At 71.8% G+C, this 15951-nt stretch carries 16 protein-coding genes; 11 read left to right on the top strand and 5 right to left on the bottom strand.

Annotated elements, in window-relative coordinates; all coding sequences use genetic code 11:
- Nucleotides 1-83: 83 nt before the first annotated feature.
- Nucleotides 84-656, bottom strand: a complete 573-nt coding sequence (locus SNOUR_RS16365; protein WP_067347686.1) for a hypothetical protein — start codon at nucleotides 654-656, stop codon at nucleotides 84-86.
- Between the two features lie 121 nt (nucleotides 657-777).
- Nucleotides 778-1557 (bottom strand): RDD family protein, encoded by a 780-nt coding sequence (locus SNOUR_RS16360; RefSeq protein WP_067347684.1) that lies wholly within the window; start codon nucleotides 1555-1557, stop codon nucleotides 778-780.
- A 246-nt stretch (nucleotides 1558-1803) separates the two neighbouring features.
- On the opposite strand from SNOUR_RS16360, the gene SNOUR_RS16355 reads away from it, so the two are divergent.
- The 7 genes from SNOUR_RS16355 to SNOUR_RS16325 all read left to right on the top strand — a co-directional run bounded on the left by SNOUR_RS16355 (nucleotide 1804) and on the right by SNOUR_RS16325 (nucleotide 9334).
- The gene (locus tag SNOUR_RS16355) at nucleotides 1804-2661 is read left to right on the top strand and encodes a bifunctional methylenetetrahydrofolate dehydrogenase/methenyltetrahydrofolate cyclohydrolase (protein WP_067347681.1); all 858 of its coding nucleotides are present in this window, start codon (nucleotides 1804-1806) and stop codon (nucleotides 2659-2661) included.
- 145 nt (nucleotides 2662-2806) lie between these two features.
- Nucleotides 2807-3235, top strand: coding sequence for a DUF3017 domain-containing protein (locus SNOUR_RS16350; protein ID WP_067347678.1), 429 nt, complete (start codon nucleotides 2807-2809; stop codon nucleotides 3233-3235).
- A 125-nt stretch (nucleotides 3236-3360) separates the two neighbouring features.
- Nucleotides 3361-4581: an NADP-dependent isocitrate dehydrogenase gene (locus SNOUR_RS16345; RefSeq protein ID WP_067347676.1), complete on the top strand. Its 1221-nt coding sequence runs from the start codon at nucleotides 3361-3363 to the stop codon at nucleotides 4579-4581.
- Nucleotides 4582-4997: 416 nt separating this feature from the next.
- Nucleotides 4998-5987, top strand: a complete 990-nt coding sequence (locus SNOUR_RS16340; RefSeq protein ID WP_067347673.1) for a malate dehydrogenase — start codon at nucleotides 4998-5000, stop codon at nucleotides 5985-5987.
- 238 nt (nucleotides 5988-6225) lie between these two features.
- On the top strand, nucleotides 6226-8049 hold the full coding sequence (locus SNOUR_RS16335) for an AbeC-like domain-containing protein (RefSeq protein WP_067347670.1): 1824 nt from the start codon (nucleotides 6226-6228) through the stop codon (nucleotides 8047-8049).
- 1 nt (nucleotide 8050) lies between these two features.
- Complete coding sequence (locus SNOUR_RS16330; RefSeq protein WP_067347668.1) at nucleotides 8051-8434, top strand: hypothetical protein; 384 nt, start codon at nucleotides 8051-8053, stop codon at nucleotides 8432-8434.
- A 6-nt stretch (nucleotides 8435-8440) separates the two neighbouring features.
- Nucleotides 8441-9334, top strand: coding sequence for a serine/threonine kinase C-terminal domain-containing protein (locus SNOUR_RS16325; RefSeq protein WP_067347665.1), 894 nt, complete (start codon nucleotides 8441-8443; stop codon nucleotides 9332-9334).
- Between the two features lie 44 nt (nucleotides 9335-9378).
- Here the strand turns inward: SNOUR_RS16325 and SNOUR_RS16320 are convergent, their stop codons facing one another.
- The 3 genes from SNOUR_RS16320 to SNOUR_RS16310 all read right to left on the bottom strand — a co-directional run bounded on the left by SNOUR_RS16320 (nucleotide 9379) and on the right by SNOUR_RS16310 (nucleotide 11111).
- Nucleotides 9379-9588, bottom strand: a complete 210-nt coding sequence (locus SNOUR_RS16320) for a DUF5988 family protein (RefSeq protein WP_067347662.1) — start codon at nucleotides 9586-9588, stop codon at nucleotides 9379-9381.
- Between the two features lie 56 nt (nucleotides 9589-9644).
- A complete protein-coding gene (locus SNOUR_RS16315; protein WP_067347660.1) occupies nucleotides 9645-10241 on the bottom strand; it encodes a Uma2 family endonuclease in 597 nt (198 codons plus the stop codon).
- A gap of 87 nt (nucleotides 10242-10328) precedes the next feature.
- Nucleotides 10329-11111: a hypothetical protein gene (locus SNOUR_RS16310; RefSeq protein WP_067347657.1), complete on the bottom strand. Its 783-nt coding sequence runs from the start codon at nucleotides 11109-11111 to the stop codon at nucleotides 10329-10331.
- A gap of 331 nt (nucleotides 11112-11442) precedes the next feature.
- On the opposite strand from SNOUR_RS16310, the gene SNOUR_RS16305 reads away from it, so the two are divergent.
- The 4 genes from SNOUR_RS16305 to SNOUR_RS47155 all read left to right on the top strand — a co-directional run bounded on the left by SNOUR_RS16305 (nucleotide 11443) and on the right by SNOUR_RS47155 (nucleotide 15854).
- Complete coding sequence (locus SNOUR_RS16305; protein ID WP_067347654.1) at nucleotides 11443-12918, top strand: aldehyde dehydrogenase family protein; 1476 nt, start codon at nucleotides 11443-11445, stop codon at nucleotides 12916-12918.
- Nucleotides 12919-13000: 82 nt separating this feature from the next.
- Nucleotides 13001-14542, top strand: coding sequence for a GMC family oxidoreductase (locus tag SNOUR_RS16300; protein ID WP_067347652.1), 1542 nt, complete (start codon nucleotides 13001-13003; stop codon nucleotides 14540-14542).
- Entirely contained in the window at nucleotides 14542-15684 is a 1143-nt protein-coding gene (locus SNOUR_RS16295; protein WP_067347649.1) for a quaternary amine ABC transporter ATP-binding protein, read from the top strand. The genes SNOUR_RS16300 and SNOUR_RS16295 overlap by 1 nt, the downstream gene beginning before the upstream one ends.
- Complete coding sequence (locus tag SNOUR_RS47155; protein ID WP_167739049.1) at nucleotides 15684-15854, top strand: hypothetical protein; 171 nt, start codon at nucleotides 15684-15686, stop codon at nucleotides 15852-15854. Before SNOUR_RS16295 ends, SNOUR_RS47155 begins: the two co-directional genes overlap by 1 nt.
- Nucleotides 15855-15951: the final 97 nt, after the last annotated feature.

Genomic DNA, 15951 nt, shown 5'->3' with positions numbered 1-15951 from the left:
CCGGCCCCGCGGGGCCGGACAGCGCGGAGGGCCGCACCCCTTGCCCGGGGTGCGGCCCTCCGCCGTGCGCGGTACCGCCGCGGTCAGTAACGCGGCCGGCTGAACCAGGCGTTGGACTCGTCCTTGGAGACGAAGACCGTCACCAGGATGCCCAGCACCGTGTGGACCAGGCCGATCGGGAAGCTGAAGAGGCTCACCAGGATGGTGCCGACGCCGAAGATGATGCTGCCGACGCGGACCCCGCCGCCGCCGTTGCCGAACTGGGAGGCGAGCGCGATCCCGGCCACCGTGAAGATCACGATGATGACGATGACCGCGATCAGCAGGCCCTTGCCGACGTTGAACGCCGACATGTCCGCGTAGGGCGAGGACGAGGCCTGGTGCGACGCCTTGGTGACGCCGCCCAGTCCCAGCACCGCCAGGACCAGCCCGATGAGGTTCAGCGCGGCGAGCACGAACATCATCACCCGGGCCGCCTTGGCGCTGCCCGGCATCACCGTCGGGTACGGCATCTGCGCCGGCGGCATCGCACCACCGGGGTAGGCGCCGTACGGGGCCATCGGCTGCTGCGGCTGCGGGGGCTGCTGGGGGTAGCCGTAGCCGGGCTGCTGGCCGGGCGGGGGGCCGTAGGGGTTGTTGGGGTTCGGATAGCTCACGAGCGGTGTCCTTCAGGCGACTTGAGGCGGTATCGGCGAGCGCCGCGAAGGCCCCCGATCGCTGCTGCGAGGGGGGCCTTCACTGGGCTGTGCGGGGCGTTGCGTGCGGCCCGTTACGGCATTACTTGGGAACCTGCACGACCACGGTGCCGACGATCTTGTCCGCGAACGTCTGGTTCTTCTCGTCCCACAGCGGCCACAGCCAGCCGATGCCGCACAGCAGACCGTTCAGGTAGCGGCAGAGGTAGCGCACGAAGGTCATGCCGAAGCCCATGGGCTGGACGGTGGTCTCCTTGATGACCTTGATGCCCAGCGCCTTCTTGCCCGGGGTCTGGCCGGTGGCGCCTTCCTTGGCGATGAGGAAGAAGCTGCCACCCACCATGATCAGCCACGCCAGCGCCATCATGATGATGGCGCCGACCGGCGTGCTGCTCGACACGGCGCTGTTGGCCGCGTCCCGGATGCAGGTGTAGTCGCCCGTCGGGCAGTGGGAGTAGTCCGGGGTGACCGAGGAGACCGAGCTGGCAGCCATGACCGCGGCGATGATGTACAGGATGATCGGCACGGCGGCGATGATGAGGCCGTCGACCAGCAGGGCGCCGACCCGCGCTCCCCAGCTCGCGTAACCCATCGGCATCCCCATCCCCATCCCCGGCATGCCGGGCTGGCCGTACGGGGCCGCCGGCTGCTGCGGGTAGCCGCCGTAGCCAGGCTGGCCCTGCGGCGGGACCTGGCCCTGCTGCGGGTAGCCGTACGGCTGCTGGGGCTGCTGCGGGGCGCCCTGCGGGTAGCCGTAGCCCGGCTGACCGCCCTGCGGCGGGACCGGCGGCTGCTGGCCGTACGGCCCCTGGGGGGCCTGCGGCTGCTGGCCGTACGGGTTGTTCGGGTCACCGAAGCTCATGGTGCTGCTTTCCTCCGTTGGTGTCAGTGGGGGACGACGCGGCGTGACTCGGAGGAAAAACAGGTTCTTTCATGGCCCGCCCCCGACGATGCCTGCGGCACTGCGGCGTCAATCCTTCTAGGTGAGGATTCCCTCTGTCCAGTCAAGGGGGTCAGCCTTTGTCCAACCGCAATGATCATTTCAGGACAACTGCCGTTCGCGCGCCCTGATTGGAACCCGGGAGCCTCTATCCGGGAGGATGGGGGTATGACTGCCCAGATTCTGGATGGCAAGGCCACCGCCGCCGCGATCAAGTCCGAGCTCACCGCCCGCGTCGAGGCGCTGAAGGCCAAGGGTGTCACCCCCGGCCTGGGCACCCTGCTGGTCGGGGACGACCCGGGCAGCCGCTGGTACGTCAACGGCAAGCACCGGGACTGCGCCCAGGTGGGCATCGCGTCCATCCAGCGCGAACTGCCGGAGACCGCCACCCAGGAGGAGATCGAGGCCGTCGTCCGGGAGCTCAACGAGGACCCGGCCTGCACCGGCTACATCGTCCAACTCCCGCTCCCCAAGGGCATCGACGCCAACCGCGTGCTGGAGCTGATGGATCCGGCCAAGGACGCCGACGGGCTGCACCCGATGAGCCTGGGCCGCCTGGTCCTCGGCATCGAGGGCCCGCTGCCGTGCACCCCGTACGGCATCGTCCAGCTGCTGCGGCGGCACGACGTCGAGATCAAGGGCGCGCACGTGGTCGTCGTCGGCCGGGGCATCACCATCGGCCGGCCGATGCCGCTGGTGCTGACCCGCAAGTCCGAGAACGCCACGGTCACCCAGTGCCACACCGGCACCCGCGACCTGTCCGCGCACCTGAAGCAGGCCGACATCATCGTCGCCGCGGCCGGTGTGCCGCACATCATCAAGCCCGAGGACGTCAAGCCCGGCGCGGCCGTGCTGGACGTCGGCGTCAGCCGGGACGAGAACGGCAAGATCGTCGGCGATGTGCACCCCGGCGTCGCCGAGGTGGCCGGCTGGGTCGCCCCCAACCCGGGCGGCGTCGGCCCGATGACCCGCGCCCAGCTGCTGGTCAACGTCGTCGAGGCGGCGGAGCGCGCGGCCCAGGGCTAGTCCGCACGGCCCGGCCCCACACCCGACGGGGAAGGGCCACACCGGCCCGGACGTGCGAGCCTGGAAGGGGCCGCCGCCCGCGGTCCCGCACTCTCGACCCGTTCTTGACACCGACCTGGACACCGGAAGGGGCTGACCGCCACACATGGCTGCCGAAGCGCACTCGGAGGGTGCGTCCGAGCCGCAGCGCACCTCGCGCCGCTTTCCGCAGCTGACCCGCGACACCGCCCGCCCCGAAGGCGGCGGCCGGGCTGCTTCGGGCGACTATCCGGCGCCGGCCCGACAGTGGCCGCTGCTCTCCGTACTGGGCGGGGTCGGCCTCGGGCTGCTGCTGGTCGCGCTGGACGCCTTCCGGATCGGCTCGATCGTGATCGGGCTGTCCCTGCTGGGCAGCGCGGTGCTGCGGTGGGCGCTGCCGTCGGTGGGGATGCTGGCCGTCCGCTCCCGCTTCACCGACCTGATCACCTACGGCGGACTGGGCTTCGTGATCGTGATCCTGGCCATGATGGTGCAGCCCAAGCCGTGGATCCACATCCCGTTCCTGGACGACATCGTCCACTTCACGGTCCGTTAGGGCCGGTCCGGAAGCGTCCCGCGGCGCTGCGGCACACCTCGTGCCGTAGCGCCGCGTGCTTGTGTGACGCGGGTAACTTGGCGACGTCCGGGGGGTGCCCCAACCGCGAGAGGGACGTCCATCTCATGGCCAAGATCAAGGTTGCCAACCCCGTCGTCGACATCGATGGCGACGAGATGACCCGCATCATCTGGTCGTCCATCAGGGACCGGCTGATCCTCCCGTACCTCGACATCGAGCTGAAGTACTTCGACCTCGGCATCGAGCACCGGGACGCCACCAGCGACCAGGTGACCGTCGACGCCGCGCACGCCATCCAGCGGTACGGAGTCGGGGTGAAGTGCGCGACGATCACCCCGGACGAGGCCCGGGTCGAGGAGTTCAACCTCAAGGCGATGTACCGCTCGCCGAACGGCACCATCCGCAACATCCTCGGCGGCGTGATCTTCCGCGAGCCCATCATCATGGAGAACGTGCCCCGGCTGGTGCCCGGCTGGACCCGGCCCATCGTCGTCGGCCGCCACGCCTTCGGCGACCAGTACCGCGCCACCGAGCTGAAGGTCCCCGGCCCCGGCGTGCTCACCCTGACCTTCGCCCCGGCGGACGGCGGCGAGCCGACCGAGCTGGAGGTGCACGAATTCCCGGGTGCCGGCGTGGCCCTGGCGATGTACAACCACGACGACTCGATCCGCGACTTCGCCCGGGCGTCGTTCCGCTACGGACTGGACCGCAACTATCCGGTCTACCTGTCCACGAAGAACACGATCCTGAAGAAGTACGACGGCCGTTTCAAGGACCTCTTCCAGGAGGTCTTCGACAGCGAGTTCCGGACCGACTTCGAGACCCGCGGCCTGACCTACGAGCACCGGCTGATCGACGACATGGTGGCCGCCGCCCTGAAGTCGTCCGGCGGCTACGTCTGGGCCTGCAAGAACTACGACGGCGACGTCCAGTCCGACATCGTCGCCCAGGGCTTCGGCTCGCTCGGCCTGATGACGTCGGTGCTGATGACGCCCGACGGCCGGACCATCGAGGCCGAGGCGGCGCACGGCACCGTCACCCGCCACTACCGCCAGCACCAGCAGGGCAAGGCCACCTCCACCAACCCCGTCGCTTCGGTCTTCGCCTGGACCCGCGGCCTGGCGCACCGCGGCAAGCTCGACGACACCCCCGAGGTGACCCGCTTCGCGCAGACCCTGGAGCGGGTCTGCGTGGAGACCGTCGAGGGCGGCCAGATGACCAGGGACCTGGCCCTGCTCATCGGCCCCGCCCAGCCCTGGCTCACCACCGACCAGTTTCTGGAGGCCCTGGACGCCGCCCTCCAGAAGGCGATGGCGCCGTCCTGAGTCCGCGCCGGCGCCGGCCGCCGTGCCTGGCCGGGATTCGCCCTCCGTGGAGAGCCGGCACGGAAAAGGGGGGATTGCCCTCGCGGATCCCGGGAATGCGCACCACAACCCCCCACGGGTGTGGCACAACCGCCGGCCGCCCGCGCTCCCCCTCCCACGAGCGGGCGGCCGTCGCCCCCTGATCGGGCCGCTCCGCCGGCCGCCCGCGCGGCGGTCGCCGAGGCGGTCCGGTCGGGGTCGGCGTGGCGGCCGGTGAGGTGTCCCACACCGGCCCGTCACGTGGGCCGGGCGGGGGTCCGATAGCCTGACGGCCGGGTCTCTCGATACCAAGAGACCTCGATAGATGGGCAGGGACACCCACCGCCACCCAAGGTGGTCCAGGGGCTTGCCCCCGGAATACCGCGCAGGAGATCGCCATGACCCGCACTCCCGTCAACGTCACCGTGACCGGCGCCGCCGGCCAGATCGGTTACGCCCTCCTCTTCCGCATCGCCTCCGGCCATCTGCTCGGCGCGGACGTGCCGGTCAAGCTGCGCCTGCTGGAGATCCCGCAGGGTCTCAAGGCCGCCGAGGGCACCGCGATGGAGCTGGACGACTGCGCCTTCCCCCTGCTCCGGGGCATCGACATCACCGACGACCCGAACGTGGCCTTCGCCGGCGCCAACGTCGCGCTGCTGGTCGGCGCCCGCCCCCGCACCAAGGGCATGGAGCGCGGCGACCTGCTGGAGGCCAACGGCGGCATCTTCAAGCCGCAGGGCAAGGCCATCAACGACCACGCCGCGGACGACATCAAGGTCCTGGTCGTCGGCAACCCCGCCAACACCAACGCGCTGATCGCCCAGGCCGCCGCCCCGGACGTACCGCGCGAGCGCTTCACCGCGATGACCCGCCTGGACCACAACCGCGCGGTCACCCAGCTCGCCCAGAAGACCGGCACCCCGGTGTCCGAGATCCACCGCCTGACCATCTGGGGCAACCACTCGGCCACCCAGTACCCGGACATCTTCCACGCCACGGTCGCCGGCAAGAACGCCGCCGAGACCGTCAACGACGAGAAGTGGCTGGCCGACACCTTCATCCCGACCGTCGCCAAGCGCGGCGCGGCGATCATCGAGGCGCGCGGCGCGTCCTCCGCCGCCTCCGCGGCCAACGCCGCCATCGACCACGTCCACACCTGGGTCAACGGCACCGCCGACGGCGACTGGACCTCCATGGGCATCCCCTCGGACGGCTCCTACGGCGTCCCGGAGGGCCTGATCTCCTCCTTCCCCGTCACCACCAAGGACGGCAAGTACGAGATCGTCCAGGGCCTGGAGATCAACGAGTTCTCCCGCACGCGCATCGACGCCTCCGTCAAGGAGCTGACGGAGGAGCGCGAGGCGGTTCGCGCGCTCGGCCTGATCTGAGCCGGCGCCCGCCGCAACACCACCCCACCGAGCCCGTACGGCCCAACGGCCGTACGGGCTCGTCCCGTTGACGGCCCGTCGTGAGCCGATAACGCGCTGACACGATGGCCTCCGCTCCTCTATGCTGCGATGCCTTCACACGTCCGGGTGACGGTGCGCGCCGGCGGAACCGCCCCACCGCGCCGGCGCGTTGTGACGGATACGCGGTGGCACGCAACGGCAGGTACGGGGGAGGCCGATGACTGGCAACGAGGTGCCCGCGCAGCCGGGGGAGCCGGGGGGCCGGCCACGACTGCGCAAGGAATCCGCGGGCGCTGCGGCGCCCGCACCGCTCCACACGACCCCGCCCGGGGCCAGCGAGGCCACCCGCCTGCTGTGCGCCGGGACGTACCTCGACGAGACCTTCCGCGACGCCGTCATCGACGAGCTCTACGTCCACGAGGAGCGGTTCGCCGCCCCCTCCCTGGGCATCGACGCGGCCCGGGTGCTCGCCCACGCCCTGCGCGCCCGCCGGCTCGAACTCGGCTGGTCGGCGGCGATCCTGCTGGTGTGGATCGTCGCCATCCCGCTGTCCCAGGGGATGGCGACGGCCTACCTCGGCCCGGTCGTCCTGCTGGGCCTGGCCCGTTTCGTCCGCAGGTTGTCGGCGACGTCGTGGTGGGCCCGGTCCGTCTCCTTCGTCCTGCGGTGGTACGCCCGGATCTCGCTGACGCTCTTCGTGGTGGGCTTGGCGCTGCTGGCCTTCGCCAGCAGCCTCCCGCGGATCCTGCCGGCGCTGTCGCCGCTCGCCCTGATCGACGCCCTGCTCGCCGAGATCGGCGCCACCCCGTCGTCGTCCTACGGCGGCGGATGGAGCGACCTGGGCGGCGCCCTGGGCACCTCGGACACGGGCGTTCCGGCCGTGTTCGCGATCTGGGTGGCGCTGCTGCTGCCGGTGCTGGTGGCCGTCCTGGTCGCGCTCCAGCGGGGCCAGTTCGCCCGCGCGCTGGCCCGCGAACTGTCCCGGGAGCGCTTCCCCGACGTGATGGCCGACCCGGCCGAGCGCGCCGAGGGCCTGCGCTTCCAGCGGCTGCGCGAGCGGGTGCGGACCGAGCAGCACGGGCCGCTGGTGATGTACCGCCCCGGTGACCCGTTCTGCGGCGCCGGCGAGCCGTTCAAACCCTGGTCGCTGTCGGTGGAGTTGGTCCCCCGCACCGACGGCACCGCCGTGCCGCTGGACAACGGCGAGATCCTCGCCCGGATCGTCCCCCTCGTCGAGGCGCTGCGGGTGCCGTCCGGCTCACCGGCGATGGCGGACGCGGTCCGCGACCGGCTGCGCGCCCTGGAAATCGACCAGTGCGTCTTCCTGCCGGTCGACGGCCTGCCGACCCGCGCCGCCGCGCCGTACGACCCGGTGGCCTTCGAGGCGCACCGTCTCGCCGCCCTGGAGGAGGGCGGCGAGACCCGCCGGCACTTCCTGCGGATCCGGGTCGGCGGTTGGCACGAGGGCGTGGTCACCACGGTCTTCGTCCGGGTCCACACCCAGGGCGGCATGCTGATGATGGAGGTGGCGCCGCACGTGCTGTGGCCGCTGCGCCCGCTCTTCCAGGACGCCGACCGGATCGCCCACCAGTACCGTCACCACCACCACTTCGGCAAGGCGGTCTGGGCGCTGACCCGCAGCCCCCGCACCGCCGGCGAGGCGCTGCTCACCCTGCTGCGCGGGGTGGGCGGCGCATGGCGCCTGGCCACCGAGGGCCACGGCGCCGCCCTTCCGGAGGGCCCCGCCGCGGCCGTCCGCGAACTGGGCTCGATCGGCGAGGCGTCGCTCTTCCAGTACATGGACGTCGCCCGCTACTTGAAGACCATCCAGCAGCGGGTGGCGGCCGGGGTGAAGAGCGCCCTGCACGAGGCGGGGTACCAGACCGCCGAGTTCGAGCAGCGCATCGTGCACGTCGCCGACGGCGGGGTCTACGTCGAGTCCGCGCAGGGCGCCGTCGGCATCGGCGACCACAACACCATCACCAACAACGGCGACCCCGCTCCCAAGAGCGACTCCGCTTCCCCGAAGGGCAGGTCCTGACGTGGCATCAGACGACACATCCGGCAAGGGCATCCACATCGGCAGCGTCCAGGGGGCCTTGGCCATTGGCGACCACAACACCGTCACCCACCACGGCGCCAACGTCCAGGGCGCCGGCGTGACCCCCGACCCGGCCCACGAGGAGCTGCTGCGGGCCGTCCGCGCCCTGCGCGAGGACCTCGGCCGGGCCGTGGAGACCCCCGAGGTCCGGGCGCTGACCGCCGAACTCGCCGGCGCCGAGGAGGAGATCACCGGCACCGGCACCGCCGCCCCCGGCCGGCTGGCCCGGCTGCGCGAGGTGCTGACCGACGCGAGCGCCGTGGTGGGGCTGCTGTCCTCCGGTGCGGCGGTGGTGCAGTCGGTCGCCGCCCTCCTGGGGGGCTGACCGGCCGTGCCCGCAGGCTCCGGACCGCGCTGGAACCCCGACACCCAGTCCTGGGAGACCGGCCCCACGCGTCCCACCCGCCCGTACACCGGCCCGATGCCGCCCCGCCCGGCCGCGCCGCCGACCGCCCCCGCGCCGCCGACCGCCCCCGGGCCGACGGCCGGCCCCGCCGCGCCCGAGTACCCGCCCGGCCCGTCGTACGACCCGGGCGCCGACACCCCGGGCGGGCCCGTCCCCGACCCGGCCGCCGGCCGCCGGACCCGGATCCTGATCGCCGGTGCGGTGGCCGCCGTCGTCGTGGTCGGTGCCGGCGGCGGCTACCTCCTGTGGGGCCGGGGTGCCGACGTCCGGCCGGCCGCCCGGCCGACGGCCTCGGCGAGCAGCGCCACCGCCGCCGCCCCGACCGGCCGCGCAACGGCCTCCGCGTCGCCCACCGCCTCCGCGTCCGCCACGCCCGTCCCCAGCGGCTACCACCTCGTCCACGACGAGAAGGGCTTCACGCTCGCGGTCCCCGACGGCTGGCAGCGCGAGCTCCGCCCCACCGGGGTCTTCTACACCTCGCCGGACTCCCGCAGCCTGCTGCAGATCTTCCAGATCACCGAGCCCGACCTCACCCCGCGGCAGGCCCTGGAGCAGGCGTCCAAGGGGCTCTCCGGCAACCCCGGCTACAAGGAACTGGGCATCGAACCGCGCCAGGGTCCGGCCGGCGCCGGCGCCGTCCAGCTGACCTACGCCTACGACAGCGACCGCCTGGGCATCCGGGTCCAGGCCGTGGACTGCGCCTTCACCGTCCCCGACGGCCGCCAGTTCGCGATCCTCGCCCTGGGGCCGGAATCCGACTGGCCCCGGCAGGAGGGGGTCCAGCAGGTCGCACTGGAGTCGTTCGCACCCACCGGCTGAGCGCCCGCGGCCCGGGTCCTCCGGGCCGCCGTCGCCGACAGGCCCTAGCCGGGCAGCTCGGTCCGCTCCCACCACTCGTAGACCGGCAGTCGGCCGTCGGCGGTGTCCCACTCCCGCGCGGTCGGCCGGAAGTGCTCGTAGCCGCCGCGGTACGCGACCTTCAGGTCGCCCCCTCCGGGCTCCACCTCGACGATCCGCTCGCTGATCCCCTCGGGACCGCCCTGGAGTACTGCCTTGGGTGCCTTGCTCGCCATGGCGGCAGTGTCTCGCGCGGTCCGCGGCCGTCCGGGACGGCTCGCCGGGCCGCCCGTCAGTCGCGCGGGAAATCCTCGGTCTGGAGGGTCATGCCGAGGACGGTGTCGGTGAGGTCGATCGGTTCGCCGTAGGCGAGGGTGAGGTCGCGCTTGTACTCGCCGTCCTGGGGGTGCGTGAAGACGCGGCAGCGGCCGAGGTAGGGGTCGATGATGAGATAGACGGCGATTTCTGCGGCGGCGTACGCCGCCTTCTTGGGACCGTAATCGTTGGTCCCGGTTCCCTTGGAGATGACCTCCGCCACGAACTCGACGTCCTGGCAGCGCCAGCGGCCGTTCTCCTTCTTGGCGTTCTCGGCGAGCTTGGCGATGTCCGGGCAGAAGCCGTTCTTTTCGCCGGGGAAGTCGATCCGTACGTCCGACTTCACCAGCCTTTTCTTCCCGCCGAAGCGCTCTCGGAGCGCCGTCGCGACCTCGAAAATGGTGTCCCAGTGGACGTCCCGCTGCGGCGCCATGTAAACGGTCCCCTCGACGATCTCGACCTTGTATCCCTCGGGGACGGGCATCCGCTCCAGTAGATCGAACAACTGGTCCAACGTCAGCTCACCGGGCTCGGCCATCTCGATCCGTTCGGTCCGCTCAAGGCTGATGGTCATCGTGCCGCTCCTCCCCGCTCCGCCGCGGGATGCGGGGAGCCGCACGCTTCAACGATACGTATGTACGAACGTCACGTGGGGCGAACGTCACGCGGCCTGGGTGCGGTTCTCCAGGGCGTTGATGTCGACGGTCTGGCCGGGGGCCGGGGTGTGCGGGGGGACCGGCCGGTCGTAGTCGCTGAGCAGGATGGTGCTGCTCTCGTCGTCGACCTGGGTGGTGATCTTCAGTGGGTAGTGGGTGCCCTTGATCGCGACGTAGACGGTCTGGGTGGCGTCCTCGGTCTTCTTGACGATGGGCAGGACCCGGGTGCCTTCGTGGGTGGTGGGTCGGCCCTTGCTGAGGGTGACCGCGGGGGGTGAGGGCTGATCGGGCGCGGGGGGCTGCGGGGTCACCGACTTCTGGAAGGCGTGCAGGTCGCAGGCGATGGCCAGGCTCTGGAGGAAGGTGTCGTCGGTGGTGCCGTGGAGGAAGCGGTCCTGGTAGTTGCGGGCCGCGGTGGTGCCCTCGTCGCCGGGCAGCTGGCTCTTCCAGTAGGCGGCGTCGGGCTTCAGCCACACGTCCTTGCCGCGTTTGATCAGGTCGACCCGGCCGAGCTTGCCCTTGTCGATGTTGCCGTTGCAGTTCCCGTCCTGGTCGAGGGTGAGGTCGAGCTTGGTGTCGTCGGTGGAGGTCTCGGTGCGCATGCGCAGGGACTTCGCGCCGAGGAGGCTGTGCAGGGCGTCGTCGGAGATCTCCTGGGCGGATTTGTGGGCGAGGTCGCCCTCGTCGCCCGGGTCGTCGGCCGGGACCGCGGCGATGCAGGTGGCGGTCAGGGCCGCCCCGGCCGCGCCGCAGGCCAGGGCGGTGAGGGAGCGGCGTCTGCGGGTCATCTCAGCACCTCCCGTCCGGAGGGGCTCCCGGGGCCGCGGTGGGCCGCTCGGAAGGCTCCGGGGTGGGCATACGGCTATTTAGCGTACGTTCCGGTCTATTCGGGCGCATGCGGAGGAGTCGGGCACTCGGCGGTGACTCGTGTCACTTTCGATGAATGTTTGCGCATAGGAACGGAGCTTTGGGTTAGGGGTCCCCGTTGCTGGCGGGCCGGCGGTTGCCTCAGTGGCGATCACCGAGGCCCCGGGCCGCCGGCGCAACACATCGGTAAGCGGAAGGCAGAAGATCGTCGTGGCGGCAACCGAGACAAGCGAGACCATTCACGTAGGCGGGGTGTGGCGGGCGGCCGTCTCCGGCGCCACGCGCGAGGTCCTGGACCCCGCCGACGCCACGACGCTGCAGGTGGTCGCCGAGGGCGGCGCCGAGGACGCCGACGCGGCGGTCGCGGCGGCCAAGGCGGCCTTCGACGGCGGCGCCGGGGTGTGGCCCCGCACGCCGGTCGCCGAGCGGGCGGCGCTGCTGCGCCGGGTCGCCGACCTGCTCCAGCGCGACCGCGAGCAGATCGCCCTGATCGAGAGCCGGGACACCGGCAAGACCCTGGAAGAGGGCGGGGTCGACGTCGACGACGTCACCAACGCCTTCCGCTACTTCGCCGACCTGGTCGCCAACGACAGCGGCGGCCGGGTCGTGGACGCGGGCAGCGCGGACGTGCACAGTGTCGTCGTCCACGAACCGGTCGGCGTGTGCGCGCTGATCACGCCCTGGAACTACCCGCTGCTCCAGGCGAGTTGGAAGATCGCCCCGGCGCTGGCGGCCGGCAACACCTTCGTGATCAAGCCGAGCGAGGTCACCCCGCTCTCGACGGTGTACCTGATCCGGCTGCTGGTCGAGGCGGGTCTGCCGGAGGGCGTCGCCAACATCGTCACCGGCGCCGGGCTGCCGGTCGGCCAGCGGCTGGCCGACCACCCCGACGTGGACCTCTTCTCGTTCACCGGCGGGCTGGCCAGCGGCACGAAGGCGGGCGCGGCGGCGGTCTCCGGCGCCAAGAAGATCGCCCTGGAGCTGGGCGGGAAGAACCCCAACGTGGTCTTCGCCGACGCCTGCGCCACCGACGAGGGCTTCGACACCGCCGTCGACCAGGCGCTGAACGCGGCGTTCATCCACAGCGGGCAGGTGTGCTCGGCCGGCGCCCGGCTGATCATCGAGGAGTCCGTGCGGGACCGCTTCGTCGCCGAACTCGCCCGCCGCGCCGAGAAGATCACGCTCGGCCGGGGGACCGAGCCGGGCGTGGAGTGCGGCCCGCTGGTCTCCCAGCAGCAGTTGGAGAAGGTCGAGGCGTACGTCGCCTCCGCGCTGACCGAGGGGGCGAGCCTGCGTTGCGGCGGCGCCCGCCCCGAGCCCAGCGACGTCCGTCCCGCCGGCGGCTACTTCTACCGGCCGACCGTGCTGGACGGCTGCCACCGCGGGATGAAGGTGGTCCGGGAGGAGACCTTCGGGCCGATCCTCACCGTCGAGACCTTCCGCACCGAGGACGAGGCCGTCGCGCTCGCCAACGACACCGAGTACGGACTGGCCGGCGCGGTGTTCTCCGCCGACACCGCCCGCGCGCGCCGGGTGGCCGCCCGGCTGCGGCACGGCACCGTGTGGATCAACGACTACCACCCCTACCTGCCGCAGGCCGAATGGGGCGGCTTCGGGAAGTCCGGCATCGGGCGCGAACTCGGCCCGAGCGGACTCGACGAGTACCGGGAGAGCAAGCACATCTACGAGAACCTGCGGCCCCAGCCCGTCCGCTGGTTCGCCGGCTGACCGGTACCCACCCGTCACGTCTCCGGCCCGGGATCCAGGCCCCCGGGCCTCAGCGCGCACTTCGCAGTAAGGAGCACCCCTCATGCCCGTGTACGACTACGTCGTCGTCGGTGGAGGAACCGCCGGTTCCGTCATCGCCTCCCGCCTCGCAGAGGACCCCGACACCACCGTCGCCGTCATCGAGGGCGGCCCCTCCGACATCGACCGCGAGGACGTCCTGACGCTGCGCAAGTGGCTCGGCCTGCTCGGCGGCGATCTGGACTACGAGTACACGACCACCGAGCAGCCCCGCGGCAACTCGCACATCCTGCACAGCCGCGCCAAGGTCCTCGGCGGCTGTTCGTCCCACAACACCCTGATCTCCTTCAAGCCGCTGCCGTCCGACTGGGACGAGTGGGAGGCGGCCGGCGCCACCGGCTGGGGCGCCGAGCAGATGGACCCCTACTACGGCAAGCTGCGCAACAACATCGTGCGGGTGGCCAAGAAGGACCAGAACCAGATCGCCACGGACTGGATCGAGGCCACCAAGACGGCGCTCGGCGTCCCCGAGGTCGTCGGCTTCAACGACCGGCCCTTCGAGGAGGGCGTCGGCTTCTTCGACCTCTCCTACCACCCGGAGAACAACAAGCGGTCCTCCGCCTCCGTCGCCTACCTCCACCCCCACATGGAGGCCGGCGACCGCCCCAACCTCACGCTGATGCTGGAGACCTGGGCGCAGAAGCTGGAGCTGGACGGCACCACCGCCAAGGGCGTCCACGTCCGCACCAAGGACGGCGAGGAGGTCTACGTCGAGGCCGCCCGCGAGGTGCTGGTGTGCGCCGGCGCGGTGGACACCCCGCGGCTGCTGATGCACTCCGGCATCGGCCCGAAGGCGGACCTGGAGGCGCTGGGCATCGAGTGCGTCCTGGACCTGCCGGGCGTCGGGGAGAACCTGATCGACCACCCCGAGTCGGTCATCGTCTGGGAGACCGACGGGCCGATCCCCGGCAACTCCGCGATGGACTCCGACGCCGGTCTGTTCGTGAAGCGGGACCCGGGACACAAGGGCCCGGACCTGATGTTCCACTTCTACCAGATCCCGTTCACCGACAACCCCGAGCGACTGGGCTACGAGCGCCCCGAGCACGGCGTCTCGATGACCCCCAACATCCCCAAGTCCCGCGCCCGCGGCCGGCTCTACCTGACCTCCGCCGACCCCGAGGTCAAGCCCGCCCTGGACTTCAAGTACTTCGAGGATGAAGGCGACTACGACGGGCAGACCCTCGTCGACGGCATCAAGCTGGCGCGCAAGGTCGCGCAGGCCGAGCCGTTCAAGAAGTGGCTCAAGCGCGAGGTCTTCCCCGGCCCCGAGGTCACCGACGACGCGGAGATCAGTGAGCTGGTCCGCAAGGCCGCGCACACCGTCTACCACCCGGCCGGCACCTGCAAGATGGGCGCCAAGGACGACCGACTCGCCGTCGTCGACCCGGAGTTGAAGATCCGCGGCCTGCACGGCATCCGGATCGCCGACGCCTCGGTCTTCCCGACGATGCCCGCGGTGAACCCGATGATCGGCGTGCTGATGGTGGGGGAGAAGTGCGTCGAACTGCTCCGCGCGGCCCCGGCCCAGGGGGGTGATGCGTGATGACCGGTACTGCCGCCGACACCACCGCGGTCCCCACCCCCCGCGAGTCCGGGCAGGGTTCCGCGGCGGACGACATGGGCACGCAGCCCGTGGTGTTCTCCGTACGGAACCTGTGGAAGGTCTTCGGCCCCAAGGCCGAGCGGATCCCCGAGGACGCCTCGGTCACCGACCTGAGCGCCCGGGAGCTGCGCGAACAGACCGGCTGCACGGCCGCCGTCCGCGACGTCTCCTTCGACGTCCGCAAGGGCGAGGTCTTCGTGGTCATGGGGCTCTCCGGCTCCGGCAAGTCCACCCTCGTCCGCTGCCTGACCCGACTGATCGAGCCGACCAGCGGCGACCTGGAGATGGACGGCGAGGACGTCCGCGCCATGGACCGCACCGCGCTGCGGGAACTGCGCCGCCGCCGGGCCGCCATGGTCTTCCAGCACTTCGGCCTGCTGCCGCACCGCACCGTCGTCGACAACGTCGCCTACGGGCTGGAGATCCAGGGCGTCGGCAAGTCCGAACGCCGCGAGCGGGCCGCCGAGATGGTCGACAAGGTCGGCCTGGCCGGCCTGGAGAAGCGCCGCCCCGGCCAGCTCTCCGGCGGCCAGCAGCAGCGCGTCGGCCTGGCCCGCGCGCTCGCCGTGGACCCCGAAGTCCTGCTGTTCGACGAGCCGTTCAGCGCGCTCGACCCGCTCATCCGGCGCGACATGCAGGAAGAGGTCGTCCGCCTGCACCGCGAGGAGGGGCGGACCATGGTCTTCATCACCCACGACCTCGCCGAGGCGCTGCGGATCGGCGACCGGATCGCCCTGATGCGCGACGGGCAGATCGTTCAGCTCGGCACGCCCGAGGAGATCGTCGGCTCGCCGGCCGACGACTACGTCCGCGACTTCGTCCGGGACGTCCCGCGCGAGCAGGTGCTGACCGTGCGCCGCGCGATGCGCCCGGCCGAGGACGGCGAGGCCGCCGACGGTCCCGCGCTCGCCCCCGACACCCTGATCGCCGACGCCATCGAGGCGGTCGCCCGCTCCGGCGGGCCCGCCCGGGTCGTCGACGGCGGCCGCTGCCTGGGCATCGTCGACAGCGCCTGCCTGCTGAACGTGGTGGCCCGGATCCCGCAGCCGCACCACGACGCCCCGGGGGAGGTGGCCGCCTGATGTACGCCGCCGCCCCCTACCGCGGCGCCGGCCGCGCCGTCGTTCCCCGCGCGCCCGCCGCGAGCCCCCGGGCCCGGCTGCGCGCCGCCCTGTTCCGCCAGTGGCGCCAGGCCCAGCGCGCCGCCGCGCTGAACGTGCCGGTCGGCACGGTGAAGCGAGGCCGCGCATGAGCGAGCGCAGCATGGGGGTCCCCCCGGCCGAAGGCTGGGGGAGAATCGTCAAAAGGTGTGTGCCGTGCGAATGCAGGGCCTCGCGAAGCGAGGTGTC

It is taken from the genome of Streptomyces noursei ATCC 11455, from assembly GCF_001704275.1.
Classification (GTDB): domain Bacteria; phylum Actinomycetota; class Actinomycetes; order Streptomycetales; family Streptomycetaceae; genus Streptomyces; species Streptomyces noursei.
The sequence above is the reverse complement of the archived record's forward strand: the minus strand, read 5'-3'. Positions and strand labels throughout refer to the sequence as shown.